Raw genomic sequence first — 21,968 nt, 5'->3', positions numbered from 1 at the left:
GACAGGTAAGGTACGCGCTGATAGTACCATTCAATAATACCTTTAAAATACCTTTGAGATTAAACTTTGACCGTCTTAACATTATTTTTTCCTGAATCGAGCCAGCAGAAGTTGCGGAAAAGTGCGCTAAAGATGGAAAAAAAGCGCAGTCGGTACCAGGCTTAATGCTGCCCGCAAAAAGGCGGGTCAGGACAATCCATATTCCGGTTTTAAACCGGAACTTACGGGAGCATAGCTATGACTGATATTGCGCAGTTGCTTGGCAAAGATGCCGACAGCCTTTTACAGCATCGTTGTATGACCATTCCTTCTGACCAACTTTACCTGCCTGGACATGATTACGTCGATCGCGTGATGGTGGATAACAACCGGCCGCCTGCCGTGCTGCGTAATATGCAGACGCTGTATAACACGGGGCGACTTGCCGGGACAGGGTATCTGTCGATCCTACCGGTGGATCAGGGGGTAGAGCATTCTGCTGGGGCTTCGTTTGCCGCTAACCCGCTGTACTTTGATCCGAAGAATATTGTGGAGTTGGCTATCGAAGCAGGGTGCAACTGCGTGGCATCGACTTACGGTGTGCTGGCTTCTGTCTCCCGCCGCTACGCGCACCGTATCCCGTTCCTCGTTAAAATTAACCACAACGAAACGCTCAGCTATCCGAATACCTTTGACCAGACGCTGTATGCCAGCGTAGAACAGGCGTTCAATATGGGTGCGGTTGCGGTAGGGGCAACCATCTATTTCGGTTCTGAGGAATCTCGCCGCCAGATTGAAGAGATTTCAGCAGCGTTTGAGCGCGCCCATGAGTTGGGTATGGTTACCGTGCTGTGGGCGTATCTGCGTAACTCCGCGTTTAAAAAAGATGGCGTGGATTACCATGTTTCCGCTGATCTTACCGGGCAGGCTAACCATCTGGCTGCCACTATTGGAGCGGATATCGTTAAGCAGAAAATGGCGGAAAATAACGGCGGGTATAAAGCGGTTAATTTTGGCTATACCGACGATCGCGTCTATACCAAGTTGACCAGCGAGAATCCAATTGACCTGGTGCGTTACCAACTGGCGAACTGTTATATGGGGCGTGCCGGGTTAATTAACTCTGGCGGGGCGGCCGGCGGCGACACCGACCTGAGCGATGCAGTGCGTACGGCGGTTATTAACAAACGTGCGGGTGGTATGGGGCTGATTCTGGGGCGTAAAGCGTTCAAGAAAACCATGGCCGACGGCGTTAAGTTGATTAACGCCGTACAGGACGTTTATCTGGACAGCAAAGTCACTATTGCCTGATCCCTCGGATTGTTGTTGGGTTAGCGCAACAGCGGACAACCCGGCGGCAGTCTGCAACGTAGCGCAGCGGGCAGGATTTCAATATGAAACTCTTGTCCGCTGAGTGGTTCACCATCGAGATTAAAGGTAATTTCGTGTGGGGCGCGGATATCAAACCACGACGATGCGCCGTCAATAATGTTAGGGTTGTCTTCGGATTGCGTTAACGCCGAAAGCAGTCCTGGCAGTAGTTCCTCGCCGGTAAAAATGCGCAGTTGCAGCAGGCCGTCGTTGATCAGCGCCGTCGGGCAAAGCTGTTGCCCACCACCGGCCTGGCGACCGTTACCGATACCAATCACCAGCGCCTTACCCTGCCAGTGAAAATCCTCCCCACGAATGTCACAGATGTCGGGCTTGAGCGTATCCATGCGCATTAATCCGTGAATAAAATACGATACACCGCCCAGTGCGGCCTTGAGTTTTTCCGGCGTTTCGGTGGTGATGCGCGTGCCAAACCCGCCGGTAGCCATGTTGATAAAACAGGTTTTATCGTTGACCTGTACCATATCGATCGCAGTCGCATTTGCAGCGATAGCCAGCTTTAACGCCTTTTCAAGGTCATCGGGTATACCAACGCTGGTGGCAAAGTCATTCGCCGTTCCCAACGGTAAAATACCCAGCGCTGGAATATTGCCACCCTGCGACTGAATCAGCGCTGTCGAAACTTCGTTGATGGTGCCGTCACCGCCGCCGGCTATCACCGTAGCAACGCCTAGCTGACGAGCTTCATCAACGTAGCGTTGGGCATCGCCTTTTTCCCAGGTCACGCGAACATGGATTTCCACGCCTTCATCGCGAAGCTTCGCAATGGCATCACGCAGGGGGAGATTATCAGCACTTTTTCCATTGAGGATCAGTAAACTGGCAGGGAACGCTATCATCCGTTTGCCTCACTTTTTTTCGTTTTAACAAGTGTATGCCAGGAAAGCGTTTATGGCGTAAGAACTGACTGAAAGCGCAGGCGAAGAGATAAAAAAAGCCGCAGAGCGCGGCTTTTCAGATTGGGCAGACGTTACTGCGGGAACCACTGATCGCTGATTTTCTGGTACGTGCCGTCAGCTTTGATTGCCGCCAGCGCGCTGTTCAGTTTTTCCAGCAGGGCTTTGTTATCCGGGCGAACCGCGATGCCAAGGCCAGTACCGAAGTATTGCGGATCGGTTACTTTGTCAGTGGCAACGCCTAACTGCGGGTTGGTTTTCAGCCATTCGTTAACTACAGCGGTATCGCCAAATACGCCATCAATACGGCCATTTTTCAGGTCGATAATCGCATTCTGATAGCTATCGTAGGCCACGGTTTTCACCTCAGGATGTTTGTCCTGCAGGTATTTCTGATGGGTGGTGCCGTTTTCCATACCAATGCGCTTACCTTTCAGGTCGGCAAAGGTTTTATAGGTGTCTTTTTTCGCAATCACCAGCGCGGAGTTGGCATAGTAAGGCTGAGTAAATGCAACCTGCTTGCTACGCTCAGGTGTGATATCCATTCCGGAAATTACCGCATCATATTTCTTGAATTTCAGCGCGGGGATCAGGCTGTCGAAAGCATGATTGGTAAAAGTACATTCCGCCTGCATTTGTTTGCACAGCGCCGTTGCCAGGTCGATGTCAAAACCGACAATTTTATTGCTCGCGTCCAGTGATTCAAATGGCGGATATGTGGCTGATACACCGAAACTAATTTTATCAGCAACTGAGGCGCCAGCGGCGAAAGTAGCAAGTAATGCGGCCAGTACTAACTTTTTCATGGTGGAACTCCCGTCTGTCAATCTTATGATTATTACCGTGTCTGCGGCGTGGAGTAACAATGCCATTTAATGAATTTATATGCAATAAAAATGATTAAATATTTTTACTGGTATAAAAAAAGACGGACAATTTAGGTTGTTGTCCGTCTTGATTATTTTGCTTTATGCATATTTGCCGGATGGCGGTGCTAGCACCTTATCCGGCCTACAAAAGGTGCATGAACTGTAGGCCTGATAAGCGTAGCGCCATCAGGCATATGCTTAATTCCGATGTTCAAACGCCAGCGCTTTACGTTCGATTAAGCGCATCATCAGCGTCAGCAAGCCGTTGACGATCAGGTAAATCACACCTGCCGCACCGAAGACCATAACGTCATAAGTACGACCGTACAGCAGCTGGCTATAACCCATGACTTCCATCAGCGTGATAGTGTAAGCCAGTGAGGTACTTTTAAATACCAGCACCACTTCGTTGGAATACGAGGAGAGGGCGCGTTTAAAGGCGTACGGCAACAGAATCGCCAGCGTATCCTTTTTGCTCATCCCTAACGCTCCGCAGGACTGCCACTGGCCTTCCGGGATTGCACGGATAGCGCCGTAAAACAGTTGCGTAGTGTAGGCCGCACTGTTTAACGACAGCGCAATTAAGGCGCATAACCAGGGTTCAGAGAGCAGATGCCACAGTACCGGATATTCTTGCAATGCCGGAAACTGTCCTGGTCCGTAGTAGATCAGGAAGATTTGCACCAGCAGCGGTGTACCGGTAAACAGCGTGATATAAGCGCGAACCAGCCACACCAGCACCGGCGTTTTCAGCGTCAGGATGACGGTGAAGATCAGCGCCAGCACCAGAGCAACCACGATGGAGGCGACCGTCAGCGTCAGGCTGGTATGCAGCCCTTTCAACAATTCAGGTAAATACTCAAGCATCAGCCTGGTCTCCGCTCAAAACGTGTCGCGCGTAGGTCAATGCGTTTGAGAATGTACTGACTCACCAGCGTAATCACCAGATAAATAGCGGCCGCCACAATGTACCAGGTAAATGGCTCCTGGGTGCGGGTGGCAATACTCTTCGTTTGCAGCATCAGATCGTTCACGCTGATAAGGCTGACCAGCGCGGTATCTTTCAGCAACACCAGCCACTGGTTACCCAGTCCCGGTAAGGCATGACGCCACATCTGCGGCATCACCAGACGAAAGAAGATCGCGGCTTTAGACAAACCCAACGCCTGACCTGATTCCCATTGTCCGAGTGGCACGGCCTTCAGCGCGCCACGCAGCGTTTGTGATGCGTAAGCGGCGTACAGTAATGACAGTGCAATGACACCGCACAGGAACGGGCTGACATCGAAGTTTTCGATCTGCATCTGAACCGGGATTTGTACAAACCCGAGATTGATCGTAAAGCCATCGGCCAGCGTCAGCAGCAGCTGTGAGGAGCCGAAATAGATAAACAGAACCACCAGAATTTCTGGCAGACCGCGCAGGATGGTGACCAGGGCCGAGCCCGTCCATGCCACCGGTCGCCATTTTACTGACTCCCAGACGGCAAAAAACATGGCGAGCGCAAGGCCAATGATCAGCGCACAAACGGCAAGGCCGACGGTCATCCCGGCGGCGCTTGCTAAAGGAAAAAATTCATTCATCAAATATTACTTCTGGAACCATTTGTTGTAGATGGTCTCGTAAGTCCCATCTTTCTTCACTTTTTCCAGCGCAGCGTTAAATTTCTGCTGCAGCTCGGTATTGCCCTGGCGCACAGCAATGCCCAGACCGGTACCGAAGTAATCTTTATCCGTCACTTTGTCACCAACCGCGGCAAGCTTAGGATTGTCTTTCAGCCACTCGGTTACTACTGCGGTATCACCAAAGACGCCGTCAATACGACCATTTTGCAGATCGAGTTTGGCATTCTGGTAGCTGTCATACGGCACAGTGGTCACTTCCGGATGTTTATCCATGATGAATTTCTGGTGCGTGGTACCGTTTTGAACGCCGACTTTTTTACCTTTCAGCTGGTCGATGCTGGTGTATTTACCCTGCTGGCCCACAAACAGCGCAGAGTTGTCGTAGTAAGGGGTGGTGAACAGCACCTGTTTTTCACGCTCAGGCGTGATATCCATACCGGCCATCACCGCGTCAAAACGACGGAACTTCAGGCTCGGAATCAGGCTGTCGAAGGCCTGATTGGTGAAGGTACAAGTAGCGTCAATCTCTTTACACAGCGCGTTTGCCAGATCAACGTCAAAACCTACGATCTTGTTATTCGCATCGATAGATTCAAACGGAGGATAAGACGCTTCGGTGGCGAAACGAATGGTTTGGGCTGCGGTAGCGGAAAGACTAAAACCTGCGATTAGCGCGGCAATCAGAACTTTTTTCATTGTATTGTCCCGAATCTTAGTGAGAAAGATAGTTTTTAAACGCTTCGGTTTGCGGGTTGGCAAAGCAGCTCGCATCCCCAAACTCGACGATATGACCGTTTTCCATATACACCACACGGCTGGCCGTTTTACGTGCAACTTCCACTTCGTGGGTGACGATCACTTGAGTAATGTTGGTTTCCGCCAGTTCGCGAATGATGCTGACGATTTGGGCGGTAATTTCCGGGTCAAGCGCGGCGGTCGGTTCATCAAACAGCAGCACCTGCGGCTCCATCATCAACGCGCGGGCAATGGCCACACGCTGTTGCTGGCCACCGGAAAGATGTAATGGGTAACGATCGCTGTAAGGCTTGAGGCGCAGACGTTCCAGCAGTTTCTCGGCGCGCGCCATCGCTTGCTCTTTTGTCAGACCCAGTACGCGGCAGGGTGCTTCAATCAGGTTCTGCACAACCGTGAGATGCGGCCAGAGATTATATTGTTGAAAGACCATGCCTACGTTCTGACGCAGATCCCGAATGGCTTTATCTGACGGGGTCTTCGTGAAGTCGAAACGGTTGCCTGCGATAGAGAGCGTGCCCGAGCGCGGCATCTCAAGCAGGTTGAGTACGCGCAGCAGCGAGCTTTTCCCGGCTCCACTTGGGCCAAGTAACACCAGTGTTTCACCCTGAGGGCAATCCAGCGTGATATCGAACAGCGCCTGATGTGCGCCGTAGAAGCAGTTAATGCCGTTTAATTGAATACTCATTGACACTCGATACTGGCAGTCTGATAGCTATTGAAGCCGCAGATACTACCTTTGACAGAATAGTTATGCAATATTTATGCGTTAAAAGTTAAATGCAAACCGCATTCTTCTCTAAACATAGCACAAAATAGCGGGGCCACCAGTGGGCAAGAATAAATGTCGGCATTCTATGCAGAATGCCAGACAATTTATGGGGGTTATGATTTAAGCGGGTGAATGGGGCGGTTAGCGGTTTTCGACAGACTGGCGCAGCGTCCCGGCTGGCGCGTGTACGCTGCCGCCCAGATAGCGTACATCATCAACGACCCAGCACTGACCTTCACGGATCATCAGCACTTCATCGCGCCAGCTTTGGTCACCCTGTTTCAGCTCTACGCGCAGTGGAATGTTGCGTGCATCACTATTCGGAATAGTAGATGCGCTGGCGACACTGGCGCTGTCTGGTAACGTAGCGCGACTGGAGAACGGATCGCTGTTAAACAGATCGCGGTGTGCATTATCACGGCTGGCATCGGTCAGCAGTTTAGCCAGATTGTCGCTCAGGTACGGACGAAGGGCGGTAATATCATTGTTTCGATGCTGAATACGGTAATCATAGAATTGTTGAGCCACGCTGTCTGGCCCACCTTCTATGCATGAACCACTACGCGTGCCGTTATCTTTATAGACCGGCGTCACGGTCGTACAGGCGCTGAGAAGTAGTGCACATGGAACCAGCAGAGAGAGTTTCGAATAGCGCATAATGATTTCCTTATAAGCTTCCTACTAATTGTGTTCTACGATGAACAATTCGGTCTCACTAAAGATTGGATGATCGATTAACACATTGTTTTTGCTAAAGCAAATTCGCGGACACCCCACCTGAAGTATGTTGGTGGCGCTCGTTGCCAGCTTCAGCTTTAGTATATCAACCTGCAACGGGGCGTTGGCGGCCATTCATGCTTCTTATACTGTATAGACCATCTGAGCATTTGCATGTTCCATTTGCCGCGCTTTACGCCTGGCTAAACAAAACTCATGCCGTGTTGTTGGCTATAAGGGACTCCGGATGGCTAAAATAAGAGTTGCTTAATCTCGGTGCCCGTGCGTTAATGATCCGGTCGGTTTGAATAACAGACGATATACAAAGTAGTTTACTCAAGCAGTTCTCATTTTCAGGTGTAATCCGTTTATCCCCTCTTTGAGTCTCTTCATTAAGCACTACGAAGTTTCTGTCATAAAAACCAAGCTTGCCGAAAGGTTCAAATTAAGGAATAAATATATGTCTACTAAAATGACTGGTTTAGTTAAATGGTTCAATCCTGAAAAAGGTTTTGGCTTCATTACGCCTGCAGATGGCAGCAAAGATGTCTTTGTCCATTTCTCAGCGATTCAAAGTAATGAGTTTAAGACGCTGAATGAAAACCAGAAAGTCGAATTCGGTGTGGAGCAGGGACCTAAAGGTCCATCCGCAATTAATGTTGTGGCGCTTTGAGGTAACTATCATTACTAATCATATTCACTTTCGCTGTCCATGTTGCCATGGTTCCCAATACAGAACATCAACCTTTGATGTTACTGAGGGAAATCCGTTCGGGGCAAAATGTATTTTTTGTAAATCAAAAATGATTACATTTGATAACGTAGCAATGTACATTCAGTCCGGCCAGGCGCCATTAGATTTTAGAAAATAATAACTTCAGGCCCCCAAGCATCTGGGGGCTTTTTTATTTTTGGCGGCATGCCAGTCAAATAAAAATAAAAAACGCACCACCTGAAACCGCTACACATCAACAAGGATAGCAGTTTTATTTGGCGGGCTTTCCTTTGAGTGTCATAGTGTATTGGTTTGATAATGCTTTTGAGATTGTGCTCTTAGCGCAAAAAGGAGATTAACCATGCAGTTTTCGACAACCCCTACGCTGGAAGGACAGAGCATCGTGGAGTACTGCGGTGTTGTTACCGGTGAAGCCATTTTAGGCGCGAATATCTTCCGCGATTTTTTTGCCGGTATTCGCGATATTGTCGGCGGTCGCTCCGGCGCGTATGAAAAAGAGCTGCGTAAAGCGCGTGAAATTGCTTTTCAGGAGCTGGGCGAACAGGCGAAAGCGCTGGGTGCTGATGCGGTGGTCGGTATCGATATCGATTACGAAACCGTAGGCAAAGACGGTAGCATGCTGATGGTGAGCGTCAGCGGTACCGCGGTGAAAACTCGCCGATGAAACGTCTGTTGTGTCTGCTGGCATTTACGCTGTTGCTGGTGGGATGTGCTGGCGAAAAAGGGATTGTCGACAAAGACGGGTATCAGTTAGATACCCGCCGTCAGGCCCAGGCTGCTTATCCACGCATTAAAGTACTGGTTATCCATTACACGGCCGATGATTTTGACTCTTCCCTGGCTACGCTGACCGATAAAAACGTCAGTTCACACTATTTGATCCCCGCAGTGCCGCCGCTTTACCATGGTAAACCGCGTATCTGGCAACTGGTGCCGGAAAAAGATCTGGCCTGGCATGCGGGGATTAGCTTCTGGCGCGGTGCTACGCGTATTAACGATACCTCAATTGGCATTGAGCTGGAAAACCGCGGCTGGCAAAAATCAGCGGGCAGCAAGTATTTTGCACCGTTTGAGCCCGCGCAGATTCAGGCGTTAATCCCATTGGCGAAAGATATCATCGCCCGCTACGACATAAAACCGCAAAACGTGGTGGCTCATGCAGACATTGCGCCGCAGCGTAAGGACGATCCCGGCCCGCTGTTTCCGTGGCAAGCACTGGCCGCTCAGGGCATTGGCGCATGGCCGGATGCTCAGCGTGTGGCATTTTATCTCGCCGGACGAGCGCCCCATACGCCGGTAGAAACCGCGTCATTGCTCGATCTGCTGTCACGCTATGGCTATGAGGTAAAACCCGAGATGACGCCGCGTGAACAGCAGCGGGTGATTATGGCGTTCCAGATGCACTTCCGCTCGACGTTGTGGAATGGCGTGGCGGACGCGGAAACGCAGGCGATTGCCGAAGCGTTACTGGAGAAATACGGGCAGGGTTAACGCAGACACCAATGCCTGATGGCGCTTCGCTTATCAGGCCTACGGTTAATTTGGCAGGTTTTTGTGGCGCTTGTGCCGCCACCCTGCAATGGCTATCAGCCTAACGCGGCAGCTTACCGTGGTCGCGCAGCCAGGCTGCGGTACGCTCAATCCCTTCATCCAGCGTCACAACGGGCTGATAACCTAACTCTTCCTGGGCGCGGCTGGTATCCAGCGTAAAGTCAAAATTCAGCTTCGAAACGCCGTAATGCGTAAGCTTTGGCTCTTTCGCCGATTTATTGCCTAAGCGCTCCATGCTGCGGGCAATCATGTCCAGCATCGGGTAGGGCACGGAGCGGATACGGCAATCAATATTCAGCTCGTCGATAAGTTTCTGCACAATACTGCGCAGGGTGCGATGTTCACCGTTGGTTATATTGTACGCGCGACCCGACGGCAGTTTATCGCAGGCTTCCTGACTCGCCAGCCACATCGCGTGAACTGCGTTCTCGTAATAGGTCATATCCACCAGCGCACTCCCGCCGTGCGGCAACAGGATGCTGCCGTAGTGGTACATCATATGGGCGAGGCGGGGAATAAAGACTTTATCGTGAGGTCCGAACAAGCTTTGTGGGCGTAAGACAGTAAAGCGAGTCTGCGGGTTGGCCTGGGCGAGCAGCGCAATCACCTCTTCACCAGCCGCTTTGCTGCGGGCGAATTCGTTGGCGAAGCGATGGGGACGGAAGTCTTCTTTGATATCGCGATGATGGTGATAATCAAAATACAGCGACGGAGAGGAGATATGAATAAAGTTACGTACGCCCCAGGCTACGGCCCACTCGCCCAGACGGCGGGTAGCACGAACGTTGGCCAGATCAAAAGCTTCCTGAGTTCCCCATGGAGAGGTGAAGCTGGAGCAGTGCCACAGCGTGTCAATGCCGGCCAGCATCACTTTTGCCTGCGAAGAAACCAGCTCGGTCAAATCCGCATGCACAAACTCTGCGCCCATTTTCTCCAGCAGCTTGCCCATCGCTTCGTTGCGACCGGTGGCTCTGACGCTGACGCCTTTGCTGCATAAAAACTCAACCGCGTTTCGGCCCAAGCCGCTGGTGGCTCCGGTAACCAGTACCTTCATATCAATCCACTGTGTTTAAAAAACGTCGTGCGCATTCTTCCGTGAATTACGCCTGTATGCAATGGGAAACATGAAAGAATACAGGCTCTTTTTATCATTAGTCTGTGATTTGTTCTGCAAGTTTGGCTATACGCTTCGCCATCCCCCTGAAAATGAACAGGTGGGCGGGGATCATCAACAGCCAGTAGAAGAGGCCAGGCATACCGTGCGGATGCCACCACGCGCGTACATCAATGCGTCGGTGATCGCCTTTATCTTCCAGTGTGAAGCTCAGGCGACCCAGTCCCGGCGCTTTCATCCCAAACAGCAGCGTCAGCTGTTTCTCCGGCTCAACGATGATGACTTTCCAGCTATCAACGGTGTCGCCAACTTGCAATAGTGGGTGTTCGGGACGACCTTTTGCCAGCTTATGGCCGACCAGCAGGTCCAACGCCGCGCGCGTCTTCCATAGAATATTGCCAAAGAAATAGCCTTCTTTGCCGCCGAGTCGATTCACAACCTGCCACAGCGCTTTTGTGCTGACAGAGGTTTCAACGCTAAAGCCAGCTTGTTTGGCGAAATAGCCATATTCTGGACGCCAGCGGGCAAACGCCTGTGCGTCGTAACCCCAGTCGCTGGAGTTGACCAGCTTCTCTTCTTCCTTCAACGTGCTGCGCACCGCGTCATCAAAGGCAATCAGTTTTTGTGGGATCAGCGCACGTAATTCGGTGTCATCGGCCAGCAGGTCGTGTTTTAAGCCCTGGATCAGCGCTTTGGCCGTGGTTGGCGGCACTGACGTAATGACGTTCAAAAACCAGACCGAAATCCAGCGGGTAGGGAAGGGGATGGGGATGAGCAGGCGATGTTTACCGCTGACCGCCATAAAATGCTCGAACTGTTCCTGATAGCTCAACACCTGCGGCCCGGCGGCTTCGAGGACGCGGTGATGCAGTGTGGGATGATCCAGCAACGCCACCAGGTAGTACATTAAATTCTCCAGCGCGATAGGTGTGGTACGCGAGCGTACCCAGCGCGGAGGGGTGAGAACCGGTAGGTTGTAAACCATATCGCGCATGACTTCAAAGGCAGCGGAACCCGCTCCCACGATAATGCCCGCGCGCAATTCCGTCATTGGCACGCCTGACTCGCGCAGGGTGTCTGCGGTTATCTGTCGCGCACGCAGATGATCGGATTGTTCATGCCGGGGAGCCTGCAATGAGCTCAGGAAAATAAGCTGTTTAACTGGCGTATTACGCAGCGCATCGCGCACGTTCATCGCCACCTGACGTTCGTGGGCAATAAAATCACCGCCTTCGCCCATACCATGAACCAGATAATAAACCGTATCAACACCCGTCAGCAGCGGGGTGAGGTTATCTGGCCAATTCAAATCGACCTTGTGGCAACTGACATTGGCCAGTTGCTGCTTTTCCAGCCGTTCAATGCGACGTGCCGCAGCCAACACCTGGTGCCCTTGCTGACTGAGCGCCTGTACCAAATGCTGACCAATGTAGCCACTGGCGCCAAGAACCAAAATCCGTTGCGGCACGCCCATCTCCTTATTGGGTTAGAAAAGCGCGCCAGTGGGCGACGACTTCAGCAAGTTGTTCACGTGATACGTCCAGGTGCATCACCAGGCGCACAATCGGGGAGGCGTTAATCAGCACACCTTGCGCTTTCATATACTCGCCCAGCGCGGTAGCGTGCTCTTCGCCAACGCGAACAAACAGCATATTGGTGTCATGGCGCATGACGTCCGCCCCTGCTTCGCGCAGCTGCTCCGCCATCCAGGCGGCGTTGTCATGATCTTCCTGCAAACGCGCCACGTTATTTTTCAGCGCATACAGCCCGGCCGCTGCCAGAATACCGGCCTGACGCATTCCGCCGCCGGTCATTTTGCGCCAGCGAATAGCGCGTTTGATGTACTCGTGGCTGCCGACCAGCAGTGAACCAACGGGGGTACCGAGGCCTTTGGAGAGGCAAATGGTGAACGAATCACAGTATTGCGTGACATCTTTAAGTTCACAGCCGTAGGCGACGATGGCGTTAAAAATACGTGCGCCGTCGACGTGCAGGGCAAGATTACGCTCACGGGTGAATTCCCAGGCGTCTTTCAGATACTCGCGCGGCAGCACTTTGCCGTTGTGGGTATTTTCCAGGCTGAGCAAGCGGGTGCGGGCAAAATGGATATCGTCCACTTTGATTTTTGCAGCTACTTTGTCCAGAGGCAGGGAGCCATCCGGTGCGGCGTCGATAGGTTGCGGTTGAATGCTACCGAGCACCGCTGCGCCACCTGCTTCGTAGAGATAGTTATGCGCGCCCTGGCCGGCAATGTACTCTTCGCCACGCTGACAATGGCTGAGCAGCGCCACCAGGTTAGCCTGAGTACCGGTAGGTAAGAAAATAGCGGCTTCTTTACCAGAAAGCTCTGCGGCGTATTGCTGGAGGGCGTTAACGGTAGGGTCGTCTCCATACACGTCATCCCCGACCGGGGCTGCCATCATCTCTTCCAGCATGGCGCGACTCGGCCGGGTGACGGTATCACTGCGTAAATCAATCATGGTGTCTCCTTATTACACTTCATCCTTCAAGCTGTCTCGGCGTTGGCCGCACCCTTAAACCCCAGTCACATAGTATACCTATGTGACTGGGGATTTTCGGGCTAGCCGCCTTGATGCATCATGAATGATTTTGTGTGTGATTTAATAAGGATGTTTTACCTGAGCCAGTTCGTTTTCGCCAGTTCGATTACTTCATCACCGCGTCCGCTGATGATTGCGCGCAGCATATACAGGCTAAAACCTTTGGCCTGTTCGAGTTTGATCTGCGGCGGGATCGCCAGCTCTTCTTTCGCCACGACCACATCGACCAGCACCGGGCCGTCAATCGACATCGCCCTTTGTAGCGCTTCATCAACCTCTGAGGATTTTTCGACGCGAATGCCTGTAATGCCACAGGCTTCGGCAATCCGTGCGAAGTTGGTGTCGTGCAGTTCGGTGCCGTCGGTCAGATAACCGCCCGCTTTCATCTCCATTGCGACAAATCCCAGTACGCTGTTGTTGAAGACAATAATCTTCACCGGCAGCTTCATCTGGACAACCGACAGAAAATCTCCCATCAGCATGCTAAAGCCGCCGTCACCGCACATTGCCACAACCTGGCGTCCTGGTTCGGTGGCTTGTGCACCGAGTGCCTGCGGCATGGCATTCGCCATCGACCCGTGGTTAAACGATCCGAGCAGGCGACGTTTGCCGTTCATTTTCAGATAGCGTGCTGCCCACACCGTTGGCGTACCAACGTCGCAGGTAAAGATGGCATCGTCAGCGGCAAAGTGGCTGATCTGCTGCGCCAGATACTGCGGGTGAATGGCTTTATCGCTGGGTTTGGCTAAATCATCCAGCCCTTTGCGCGCCTCGCGATAGTGCTCCAGCGCTTTGTCCAGGAACTGCCGCTCGGTTTTTTCCTCCACCAGCGGCAGTAGGGCACGTAACGTAGATTTAATATCGCCTACCAGCGCCATATCAACTTTACTGTGTGCGCCAATGCTCGCCGGATTGATATCAATCTGAATAATTTTGGCGTCGGTGGGGTAGAACGGGCGATAGGGGAACTGGGTGCCAAGCAGGATCAACGTGTCGGCATTCATCATGGTATGGAAGCCGGATGAAAAGCCAATCAGCCCGGTCATACCCACATCATAGGGGTTATCGTACTCAACATGCTCTTTACCACGCAGGGCGTGAACAATCGGCGCTTTGATTTTAGCCGCAAACTCAACCAGTTCTTTATGCGCACCGGCGCAGCCACTACCGCACATCAGGGCGATATTGCTGGAGTAGCGCAGCAGTTGCGCCAGTTTTCTCAGCTCTTCTTCTTGTGGAGTCACCACCGGGAGCGGCGCATGATACCAGTGCGTGGTGGCGCTTTCAGGTGCAGGTTTTAGCGCCACGTCACCGGGTAAAACCACCACCGAGACGCCACGATTTAATACGGCTTTACGCATGGCAATGGCGAGTACCTGCGGGATCTGTTCTGGGCTGGAAACCAGCTCGCAATAGTGGCTACATTCGCGGAACAACTCTTGCGGGTGGGTCTCCTGAAAATAACCGCTGCCTATTTCACTGGAGGGAATATGCGCGGCGATTGCCAGTACCGGGACGTGGTTACGGTGACAATCAAACAGCCCGTTGATCAGGTGCAGGTTGCCTGGCCCGCACGAGCCTGCGCAGACGGCCAGTTCGCCCGTCAACTGCGCTTCAGCGCCCGCGGCGAAGGCTGCAACCTCTTCATGACGGGTTGGCATCCAGTCAATTGTTCCCATACGATTCAGACTGTCACTCAGACCATTTAGCGAGTCACCCGTTACACCCCAAATGCGTTTTACGCCAGCCTGTTCGAGTGTTTTAGCAATAAAAGCGGCAACCGTTTGTTTCATGGTTTTCCTTCTCCTCTAATGTGATACCGGTTACAAGTTTAGATGAAGATAATAGTTATGCTTCTCATTTCCCCCTTATTTCCGGCAGGTTTCATTTAACCTGTATTAAGCGTAGTTTGTTATTGGACATGGTGAAACAAGGAATAAATTCAAATGGTTATAAAACTATTAAATTCAGTTAACCGAGTACTGACTCACGAAGATTTTGGCAAGTTATTGTTACGCTTTGCCGTCGGTGGGCTGATGCTGTTTCATGGGCTGCATAAACTCTTTGCGGGTATTGATGGCATCAGCGGTATGTTGATAGCGAAAGGTTTCCCAGGCTTTATTGCGTATGGCGTTCTGTTGGGAGAGGTTGTGGCACCGTGCCTGATTATTCTTGGCATCCTGACGCGTCCGGCGGCGTTAGGGCTGGCGTTTACGATGGTTGTGGCATGGCTGATGGTCGGGATGGGGGAAACCTGGACACTGGATAAAACCGGTGCATGGGCGATTGAAAGTCTGGTTTATTTCTTTATCGGCGCGCTGGCCGTGGCGTTTTTGGGAGCGGGGCGTTACTCCGTTGCCGGGAATTCTGCCTGGCGATAGTTACCATCTGAGAGTCAATACCGAGGCGGGAAAGCGTAGCATTGCTCCGCCTCGTCGTTCAATTTGTCGCTAATCTATATGTCGTCACTGTTCCATAGTTTGTGCCGACGTCTCAGCGCTCGCTGCGTCAATGCCCTTGCCATCGCGGCGCCTATTTCAGCGCTGACCACCAGTCCCTGAATAAACGGACGATCGTGCATCAACCACGGCAGCCCGCCAAAAGCGATGCGATTGCGGGCGTTTTCCGGCGCTTGCAGCGTGTAATCTTCGCCGATATCCGGGATCTCATCGCCACAGGCCAGCAGTTGATCGCGTAGTGTTGGGAACGGGATATCTTTGCTCTGCAATGCCCGTTGTCCTCGGGCGTCAATAAACACATCAAATTCGCAGCGCTGACCGTGGTGGGAAATTACCGTCATTTCCTGTTCATTCATGCGCTCATAATCTGTGCCGAGCGCGAGGATCTCAATCAGCCCGGCTTCGTGCAGCGCCAGCAGTCGGCGAACTGACTCTGACGGGATTGCCGCATAGTTATCAATAAATACCCGCGCCAGTCCGCGCCTGAAACGTTTTTCGTCGCGGGTATCAAGATGAGGGACTATCTCCTCGATAACCTCGTGCAGGCGCAGCAAGGTATAGCGCCAGGCGACGGTATGTTGTTTCTGCTTGTTGCGCTCAACTTCTACCAGGTTACGTCTCGCCCAGTCAAAAGGGTCATGCCTGAGCCTGTCGGCGAAATAGGCCTCGGGGAACGTGTCGGCGTTAAGCGTCGCAAGCGCCACCTGTTGGCACCAGCCTGGCGCTGCGTCTTGCAGTTGTTGCGCCATAAGCTGAAAGATGCAGTCCAGTAATCCGTTTTGGCCATGGGCAATGGCATCTTCAATCGCTTCTGGCGTCGCGATATTCAGCGATTCATACGGAAGGGGGCAGTAAAAATCCGCTTCAGGCAGTACCCCGCTGCGCGACATCAGGGTCAGTTTCAGGTTTTGACTGTCGGATTTAGGTGTGAATTGCAGTGAATGGTCGGTATTGGTAGTGAAGGTGCCATGCTGACTGGCCACAGCCATCGCGGCGTCTATAGCGCTTAACGAGGTGCCCAGAATCCCTACCCGGCAAGCACCAATCTGCGCGTCCATCAGACCGGTCCATGGACTGGGGAAAAATTTGTATGCCTGAGCATCCGTTTCAGGCCACAGATGACCAGTGGCGATAGCGGCGAAATCCACCTCAACGGGTTGTGATACGCAGTTGGTCCACACAGAGACCCCATTCGGGGTCGCTTGCAGGTCGGTGACTTCGCTTGATTCATGTACGCGAATCGTGAAACCGGCTTGTTGCGCTTTCTCGACAATGGCTAAGAAACGATCGCGATAATAGTCGCCGAGGATCACACGGGGCAAAAATTGCCGCTCATGCAAAGAGGTGCGTTCAATCTGAAACTGGGCCAGATAGTCATCACTTTGATTCTGAAGCCACGTCAAATAACTGATATAGATCGGCGGGATCTCAATGCTGGCTATATTTGCCAGCATGTGGTCTGCGTTGTTGTCGCTATTGTAAGGCATGCCAACGCCCGCCTCTTCAGCTTGCTCGTAAAGCTCTATTTCCAGCGGTTCACCGCGCTCAACCAGGGCATGAAACGTATAAATCCCGGTGGGACCGACGCCGACAATAGCCACTTTTTTCATGGGGATCCTTGTAGAAAGTTCGACGTGCTAGTCGGGGATTATGTTTAATCTGCGCAGGGTAAGTGTGGTCGATAATTTGCGGGGAGAGTGAAAACATCAGAATTTTGCAACGCCTGACAGCATAAAAAAAGGCCACCCGGTACAGCCAGGCAGCCTATTGCACATCAGATACCGGCCAATTACGCCAGCACTAAATCACCCTGCGGATGACAGGAACAAGCCAGCACATAACCTTCAGCGATTTCTGCGTCGGTCAGCGTCATGGTGCTGCTGACCGTGTAGTTACCGTCAACCACTTTGGTTTTGCAGCAGCCGCAAACGCCTGCACGGCATGCGGCGACAACCGGAACCTTGTTGCTTTCCAGCGCTTCCAGCAGCGTACTGCCCACTGGCGCGTAGAACTCTTTCGCCGGCTGTAGCTTGGTAAACTTCAGGCCACTGGTGGCGGCTTCGGCAACAGGTGTGAAGAACTGCTCTTTAAAAAAGCGCGTCACACCCAGCGCTTTGACTTCTTTCTCGACCAGATCCATATACGGTGCCGGGCCACAGGTCATCACGGTACGCGAGGTCAGATCCGGTACGCTTTTCAGCAGTTCAGTCGTCAGTCGGCCGGAAACAAAACCTTCTGTGGCATTGTTTTCAGCAACTAATGTCACCGGATATTCGCGCCACTCGTCGGCAAAAATGACATCTTGCGGCGAGCGAACGTTAAAGATTACCTGTACATCCGCTTGTGGGCGGTACTTTGCCAACCAGCGACGCATTGACATGATTGGCGTGACACCACAGCCGGCGGCCAGCATCAGGAACTTGTCTTCCGCTTTATCTTCACAGGTGAACTCACCCATTGCATCCGACAGCCAGATATAGTCGCCGCGCTTCACGTCGCGGGTTAGCCACTGTGAGCCTGCGCCATCGTCAATCCGGCGGATGGTCAACGTGATGTACTCGCTAACGCCCGGCGTTGAAGAAATGGTGTAAGCACGCAGCGTATCCGCTGAATTACGTACGCTGACCAGTGCATACTGCCCGGCGCGGTAAGGATAATAATCGTGGCATAGCAACGAAATTGTCCATACATCCGGCGTTTCCTGATGGATGTGGTGAACCTGCATCCGCCATGGGCACTGATGAGTTGGCATTGTCATTCTTTACTCCTTACGCGCTCAGCAGTTGCTTCATGTCTTCTTCAACGGTGGTCACGGAACGCAGACCAAATTTCTCGTTGAGAACTGCCAGCAGATCCGGTGTGAAGAAACCAGGTGCAGTCGGGCCAGTGACGATGTTTTTCACGCCCAGAGACAGCAGGGTCAGCAGAATAACAATCGCTTTCTGTTCGAACCAGGAGAGCACCAGAGACAGCGGCAGATCGTTCACGCCACAGCCCAGTTTCTCAGCCAGGGTTACCGCCAGGATGATGGCAGAGTAAGCATCGTTACACTGACCAGCATCCACCAGACGCGGCAGGCCTTCGATATCTCCGAACTCTAGTTTGTTGAAGCGGTATTTACCGCAAGCAAGGGTCAGGATCAGGCAGTCATCCGGCACGCTGGTGGCGAAGTCGGTGAAGTAGTTACGTTCACCACGTGCACCGTCACAACCGCCAACCAGGAAGATGTGACGCAGTTTTTCGCGGCTCACCAGGTCGATCAGGGTATCAGCAGCGCCCAGCAGGGTCTGACGACCGAAACCTACGGTGATCAGGTGCGGGATTTCGCTGTACGGGAAGCCAGCCATCTGCTGTGCCTGAGCGATAACCGGACCGAAGTTGTCGCCTTCGAGGTGGCTCACACCCGGCCAACCGACGATGCTACGGGTCCAGATACGGTCGTCGTACGCGCCAACGGTCGGGTCGATGATGCAGTTAGAGGTCATGACGATCGGACCTGGGAAGCGGGCAAACTCTACCTGCTGGTTCTGCCAGCCGCTGCCGTAGTTGCCGATCAGGTGCTTGAACTTACGCAGTTCCGGGTAGCCGTGCGCCGGCAGCATTTCACCGTGGGTATAAACGTTAACACCGGTACCTTCGGTCTGCTCCAGCAGGTTGTACAGATCTTTCAGGTCGTGACCGGAGATCAGGATGCACTTACCTTCGGTTGCTTTTACGTTGACCTGAGTCGGGGTCGGGTGGCCGTATTTGGTGGTTTCACCGGCGTCCAGAATGCTCATCACTTTGAAGTTCATCTGGCCGATTTCCATTGAACACTCCAGCAGAGCGTTCATATCGGCAGGCCAAGTACCCAGCCACGCCATGATTTTGTGGTACTGAGCGTAGATTTCGTTGTCGTACTGACCGAGAACGTGCGCGTGCTCCATGTAAGCTGCCGCACCTTTCAGGCCGTACAGACACAGCAGACGCAGGCCGAGAATGTTCTCGCCGATGGCTGCTTTGTCTTTGTTCGGGGTAAATTCAGCGGCCTGACGTTGCAGGTCGCCCAGATCGTCGCTGACCAGTTGCAGATCGGCCATCGGGTTGGTGACCGCTGCGTTCGCGTCGATGTTCAGGCATTGCGCTTTTAGGGCGTCGCGCATGGCGATAGCTTCACGGGCATAGCCAACAATACGCGGGGAATCGAAGTTAACGTTAGTCAGCGTGGAGAAGAATGCACGCGGCGCAAAGTTATCAACCTCATGGTCGATAATGCCGTATTCACGTGCTTTAACAGCCCATGCAGACAGACCTTGTAGGGAAGCAATCAGCAGATCCTGCAAATCGGAGGTTTCAGCCGTTTTACCGCACATACCCTGCGCGTAAGAGCAGCCGTTTCCTGCCGGAGTACGGATGGTTTGTTCACATTGCACACAAAACATGGTCACACCTTTTAAAGTTATATTTGATATACATGTTTAAGGTTATGCCTGTGCGCGAAGGGATAAAAGGGATTTCTGCTACTACTTGCAGGGAGATTGATTTAGCGCAATTTTGGCGGTAGCTGACTACCGCCAGAGAGGTATTTGTCCCGGCGTCAGGCGGAGAAAAACGCCATCAGCAGAGGTACTAACAGACTCAGAATAAAGCCGTGGACGATGGCTGCCGGGACCATTTCCAGACCGCCGCTGCGTTGTAAAACGGGCAGGGTGAAATCCATTGATGTCGCGCCGCATAATCCCAGCGCGGTAGAGCGGCTGCGGCCCACCATTCCTGGAATCAACATAATGGCGATCAGCTCACGGGCCAGGTCGTTAAAGAAGGCGGCACTACCAATTACGGGCCCGAACGATTCGGTTAACAGAATACCGGACAGGGAATACCAGCCAAAACCTGATGCCATCGCCAGCGCGGTTTTCAGCGGTAGACCGAGGATCAAGGAATTGATAACCCCCGCCAGCATCGAACTGGCGACGACGACGACGGCCACGATCATCCCCCGACGGTTCAACACAATTTGCTTTAAGGTCATGCCGCTGTTGCGCAGTTGAATCCCCACCAGGAACAGTAAAAAGATTAACGTATATTCGCTGGCTTCGGTGGCATGCTGCAGAATGGGAAGCCCAGTGAGGCCGAGCAGGAAGCCGATGACGACGACGCCGCAAAGCTGAAGCGACTCAAGCGCCATTGCAATTCGCGAGGGGAGCTTTTCTTGCTTGTGGTTGTGTCTCCAGGGCAGCGAACGCTCCAGCCAGAACAGCGCCGCAATATTACACAGTATAATGACCGTCACGCTGACCGCAGAATAATGAAGAATGGCTAACAGGTTGCTGGCGAGATTATCCAGAAACGCCAGGCTAATACCCATAAAAAAGAGAATAAGGTAGACGATCCAGCTTAACAGGCGATTGATAAGTTGTAATGCAGCCCTGTGCCGGAGCGGAATAAGGTAGCCCACAATAAGGGGAACCAGAATGATTAACAGCCCTGAAAACATGAAAATCAGATCCTTGCTGAGAAGTAAGACGAAATGCGTCACTATAACCTAAATAATTCAAGTTGCAGGAAGGCGGCAAGGGAGTGAATCCCCGGGAGCGTACATAAGTACGTGACTGGGGGGAGCGAGCGCAGTCAACACATCTGCAACTTGAAGTATAACGGGTATACACACTACTCAATGCAAAGAGGGGAGTAAAGTTGCAAATAAAAGGAAATATAGAGAGGAAAAAAAAGACCTGACTTTCGCCAGGCCTTTTTGTTAGCGATTAATCGCGTTTTTCCAGCAGGGTGCGGTAAATAAGACCGCCGAGAACCCCACCGATAATCGGCATGACCCAGAAGAACCACAATTGTTGCAATGCCCAGCCGCCCTGGAAAATGGCTACTGCGGTACTACGTGCCGGGTTCACGGAGGTGTTGGTGACCGGAATACTGATCAAGTGAATCAGTGTTAACGCCAGACCAATTGCGATAGGTGCAAAACCTGCCGGAGCATGTTTATCGGTCGCGCCGTGGATCACTAATAAGAAACCTGCGGTCAGAATAATTTCAATGACGACGGCAGAAAGCATGGAATAACCGCCTGGTGAATGTTCACCAAAGCCGTTCGAAGCAAAACCACTGGCCGTTGCATCAAAACCTGCTTTACCGCTGGCAATAAGATACAGTGCCGCAGCTGCAACAATACCGCCCACAACCTGAGCAATAACGTAACCAATAACATCTTTTGCCGGGAAACGACCGCCAGCCCATAAACCGAAGGTTACCGCCGGGTTAAAATGCCCACCTGAAATATGACCCACAGCGAATGCCATGGTTAATACTGTCAGGCCGAATGCCAGCGCGACACCGGCAAATCCAATACCCAATTCCGGGAATGCGGCTGCCAGCACTGCACTACCGCACCCACCAAAAACGAGCCAAAACGTACCGAAGAATTCAGCTGCTAATTTCCTGAACATAACCACCTCAATTAAAAGTTCCGGGTTCGTGTTCCTTGCCCGGTAATTCATCGCTAAAAGGGACGATGATGAAAGAGCGGGTATTTTAGAAAAAAATATCATCC

At 52.4% G+C, this 21,968-nt stretch carries 22 protein-coding genes; 6 read left to right on the top strand and 16 right to left on the bottom strand.

The genetic code is table 11. The features are described 5' to 3' along the window. Nucleotides 1-237 precede the first annotated feature (237 nt). Nucleotides 238-1,290, top strand: a complete 1,053-nt coding sequence (gene fbaB, locus OGX96_RS08085; protein ID WP_003834421.1) for a class I fructose-bisphosphate aldolase — start codon at nucleotides 238-240, stop codon at nucleotides 1,288-1,290. 20 nt (nucleotides 1,291-1,310) lie between these two features. On the opposite strand, the gene yegS is transcribed toward fbaB, so the two are convergent. From yegS to OGX96_RS08050, 7 genes are all read right to left on the bottom strand, one after another. Continuing rightward, the gene (gene yegS / locus OGX96_RS08080) at nucleotides 1,311-2,210 is read right to left on the bottom strand and encodes a lipid kinase YegS (RefSeq protein WP_181641072.1); all 900 of its coding nucleotides are present in this window, start codon (nucleotides 2,208-2,210) and stop codon (nucleotides 1,311-1,313) included. 131 nt (nucleotides 2,211-2,341) lie between these two features. Beyond that, on the bottom strand, nucleotides 2,342-3,073 hold the full coding sequence (artJ, locus tag OGX96_RS08075; protein WP_286582674.1) for an arginine ABC transporter substrate-binding protein ArtJ: 732 nt from the start codon (nucleotides 3,071-3,073) through the stop codon (nucleotides 2,342-2,344). A gap of 261 nt (nucleotides 3,074-3,334) precedes the next feature. Further along, nucleotides 3,335-4,003, bottom strand: a complete 669-nt coding sequence (gene artM, locus OGX96_RS08070; RefSeq protein ID WP_003840185.1) for an arginine ABC transporter permease ArtM — start codon at nucleotides 4,001-4,003, stop codon at nucleotides 3,335-3,337. Then, nucleotides 4,003-4,719, bottom strand: a complete 717-nt coding sequence (gene artQ / locus OGX96_RS08065) for an arginine ABC transporter permease ArtQ (RefSeq protein WP_016153668.1) — start codon at nucleotides 4,717-4,719, stop codon at nucleotides 4,003-4,005. Before artQ ends, artM begins: the two co-directional genes overlap by 1 nt. A 6-nt stretch (nucleotides 4,720-4,725) precedes the next feature. After that, on the bottom strand, nucleotides 4,726-5,457 hold the full coding sequence (artI, locus tag OGX96_RS08060) for an arginine ABC transporter substrate-binding protein ArtI (protein ID WP_003027298.1): 732 nt from the start codon (nucleotides 5,455-5,457) through the stop codon (nucleotides 4,726-4,728). 16 nt (nucleotides 5,458-5,473) lie between these two features. Beyond that, the gene (gene artP / locus OGX96_RS08055; RefSeq protein WP_003027295.1) at nucleotides 5,474-6,202 is read right to left on the bottom strand and encodes an arginine ABC transporter ATP-binding protein ArtP; all 729 of its coding nucleotides are present in this window, start codon (nucleotides 6,200-6,202) and stop codon (nucleotides 5,474-5,476) included. Between the two features lie 225 nt (nucleotides 6,203-6,427). Beyond that, nucleotides 6,428-6,943 carry a lipoprotein gene (locus OGX96_RS08050; protein ID WP_003834409.1) on the bottom strand — a complete coding sequence of 172 codons (516 nt, stop codon included), beginning with the start codon at nucleotides 6,941-6,943 and terminating at the stop codon, nucleotides 6,428-6,430. 520 nt (nucleotides 6,944-7,463) lie between these two features. Between OGX96_RS08050 and cspG the strand changes: the two genes are divergently transcribed. The 4 genes from cspG (at nucleotide 7,464) to OGX96_RS08030 (ending at nucleotide 9,230) form a co-directional block, all read left to right on the top strand. After that, nucleotides 7,464-7,676, top strand: a complete 213-nt coding sequence (gene cspG / locus OGX96_RS08045; RefSeq protein ID WP_020996661.1) for a cold shock protein CspG — start codon at nucleotides 7,464-7,466, stop codon at nucleotides 7,674-7,676. Nucleotides 7,677-7,686: 10 nt separating this feature from the next. Then, a complete protein-coding gene (gene ymcF / locus OGX96_RS08040) occupies nucleotides 7,687-7,875 on the top strand; it encodes a cold shock small protein YmcF (RefSeq protein WP_071692589.1) in 189 nt (62 codons plus the stop codon). 204 nt (nucleotides 7,876-8,079) lie between these two features. Continuing rightward, the gene (locus tag OGX96_RS08035; protein ID WP_001160725.1) at nucleotides 8,080-8,403 is read left to right on the top strand and encodes a heavy metal-binding domain-containing protein; all 324 of its coding nucleotides are present in this window, start codon (nucleotides 8,080-8,082) and stop codon (nucleotides 8,401-8,403) included. Further along, a complete protein-coding gene (locus OGX96_RS08030; protein WP_008785229.1) occupies nucleotides 8,400-9,230 on the top strand; it encodes an N-acetylmuramoyl-L-alanine amidase in 831 nt (276 codons plus the stop codon). Before OGX96_RS08035 ends, OGX96_RS08030 begins: the two co-directional genes overlap by 4 nt. A 100-nt stretch (nucleotides 9,231-9,330) precedes the next feature. Here OGX96_RS08030 and OGX96_RS08025 read toward each other — a convergent pair whose 3' ends face one another. The 4 genes from OGX96_RS08025 to poxB all read right to left on the bottom strand — a co-directional run bounded on the left by OGX96_RS08025 (nucleotide 9,331) and on the right by poxB (nucleotide 14,758). Beyond that, nucleotides 9,331-10,344 carry a 3-beta-hydroxysteroid dehydrogenase gene (locus OGX96_RS08025; RefSeq protein ID WP_003834312.1) on the bottom strand — a complete coding sequence of 338 codons (1,014 nt, stop codon included), beginning with the start codon at nucleotides 10,342-10,344 and terminating at the stop codon, nucleotides 9,331-9,333. A gap of 97 nt (nucleotides 10,345-10,441) precedes the next feature. Further along, a complete protein-coding gene (locus tag OGX96_RS08020; protein ID WP_286582672.1) occupies nucleotides 10,442-11,872 on the bottom strand; it encodes an SDR family oxidoreductase in 1,431 nt (476 codons plus the stop codon). Nucleotides 11,873-11,882: 10 nt separating this feature from the next. Next, complete coding sequence (gene ltaE, locus OGX96_RS08015; protein ID WP_048234951.1) at nucleotides 11,883-12,884, bottom strand: low-specificity L-threonine aldolase; 1,002 nt, start codon at nucleotides 12,882-12,884, stop codon at nucleotides 11,883-11,885. A gap of 155 nt (nucleotides 12,885-13,039) precedes the next feature. Further along, nucleotides 13,040-14,758 carry a ubiquinone-dependent pyruvate dehydrogenase gene (gene poxB, locus OGX96_RS08010; RefSeq protein WP_032943955.1) on the bottom strand — a complete coding sequence of 573 codons (1,719 nt, stop codon included), beginning with the start codon at nucleotides 14,756-14,758 and terminating at the stop codon, nucleotides 13,040-13,042. Between the two features lie 153 nt (nucleotides 14,759-14,911). Between poxB and OGX96_RS08005 the strand changes: the two genes are divergently transcribed. Continuing rightward, nucleotides 14,912-15,346 carry a DoxX family protein gene (locus OGX96_RS08005; RefSeq protein WP_003834302.1) on the top strand — a complete coding sequence of 145 codons (435 nt, stop codon included), beginning with the start codon at nucleotides 14,912-14,914 and terminating at the stop codon, nucleotides 15,344-15,346. A 74-nt stretch (nucleotides 15,347-15,420) separates the two neighbouring features. Here OGX96_RS08005 and OGX96_RS08000 read toward each other — a convergent pair whose 3' ends face one another. From OGX96_RS08000 to aqpZ, 5 genes are all read right to left on the bottom strand, one after another. Further along, a complete protein-coding gene (locus OGX96_RS08000) occupies nucleotides 15,421-17,034 on the bottom strand; it encodes an FAD-NAD(P)-binding protein (protein ID WP_286582670.1) in 1,614 nt (537 codons plus the stop codon). A 179-nt stretch (nucleotides 17,035-17,213) separates the two neighbouring features. After that, nucleotides 17,214-18,182 (bottom strand): NADH oxidoreductase, encoded by a 969-nt coding sequence (hcr, locus tag OGX96_RS07995; protein WP_003027256.1) that lies wholly within the window; start codon nucleotides 18,180-18,182, stop codon nucleotides 17,214-17,216. A gap of 10 nt (nucleotides 18,183-18,192) precedes the next feature. Then, on the bottom strand, nucleotides 18,193-19,845 hold the full coding sequence (hcp, locus tag OGX96_RS07990; RefSeq protein ID WP_008785224.1) for a hydroxylamine reductase: 1,653 nt from the start codon (nucleotides 19,843-19,845) through the stop codon (nucleotides 18,193-18,195). 155 nt (nucleotides 19,846-20,000) lie between these two features. Continuing rightward, the gene (locus OGX96_RS07985; RefSeq protein WP_103014216.1) at nucleotides 20,001-20,900 is read right to left on the bottom strand and encodes a LysO family transporter; all 900 of its coding nucleotides are present in this window, start codon (nucleotides 20,898-20,900) and stop codon (nucleotides 20,001-20,003) included. A gap of 268 nt (nucleotides 20,901-21,168) precedes the next feature. Beyond that, nucleotides 21,169-21,864 carry an aquaporin Z gene (aqpZ, locus tag OGX96_RS07980; protein ID WP_003840208.1) on the bottom strand — a complete coding sequence of 232 codons (696 nt, stop codon included), beginning with the start codon at nucleotides 21,862-21,864 and terminating at the stop codon, nucleotides 21,169-21,171. Nucleotides 21,865-21,968: the final 104 nt, after the last annotated feature.

Source organism: Citrobacter sp. Cpo100 (assembly GCF_030332595.1).
GTDB classification, from domain to species: Bacteria; Pseudomonadota; Gammaproteobacteria; order Enterobacterales; family Enterobacteriaceae; genus Citrobacter; species Citrobacter portucalensis.
This window is presented reverse-complemented; position numbering and strand designations above follow the sequence as displayed.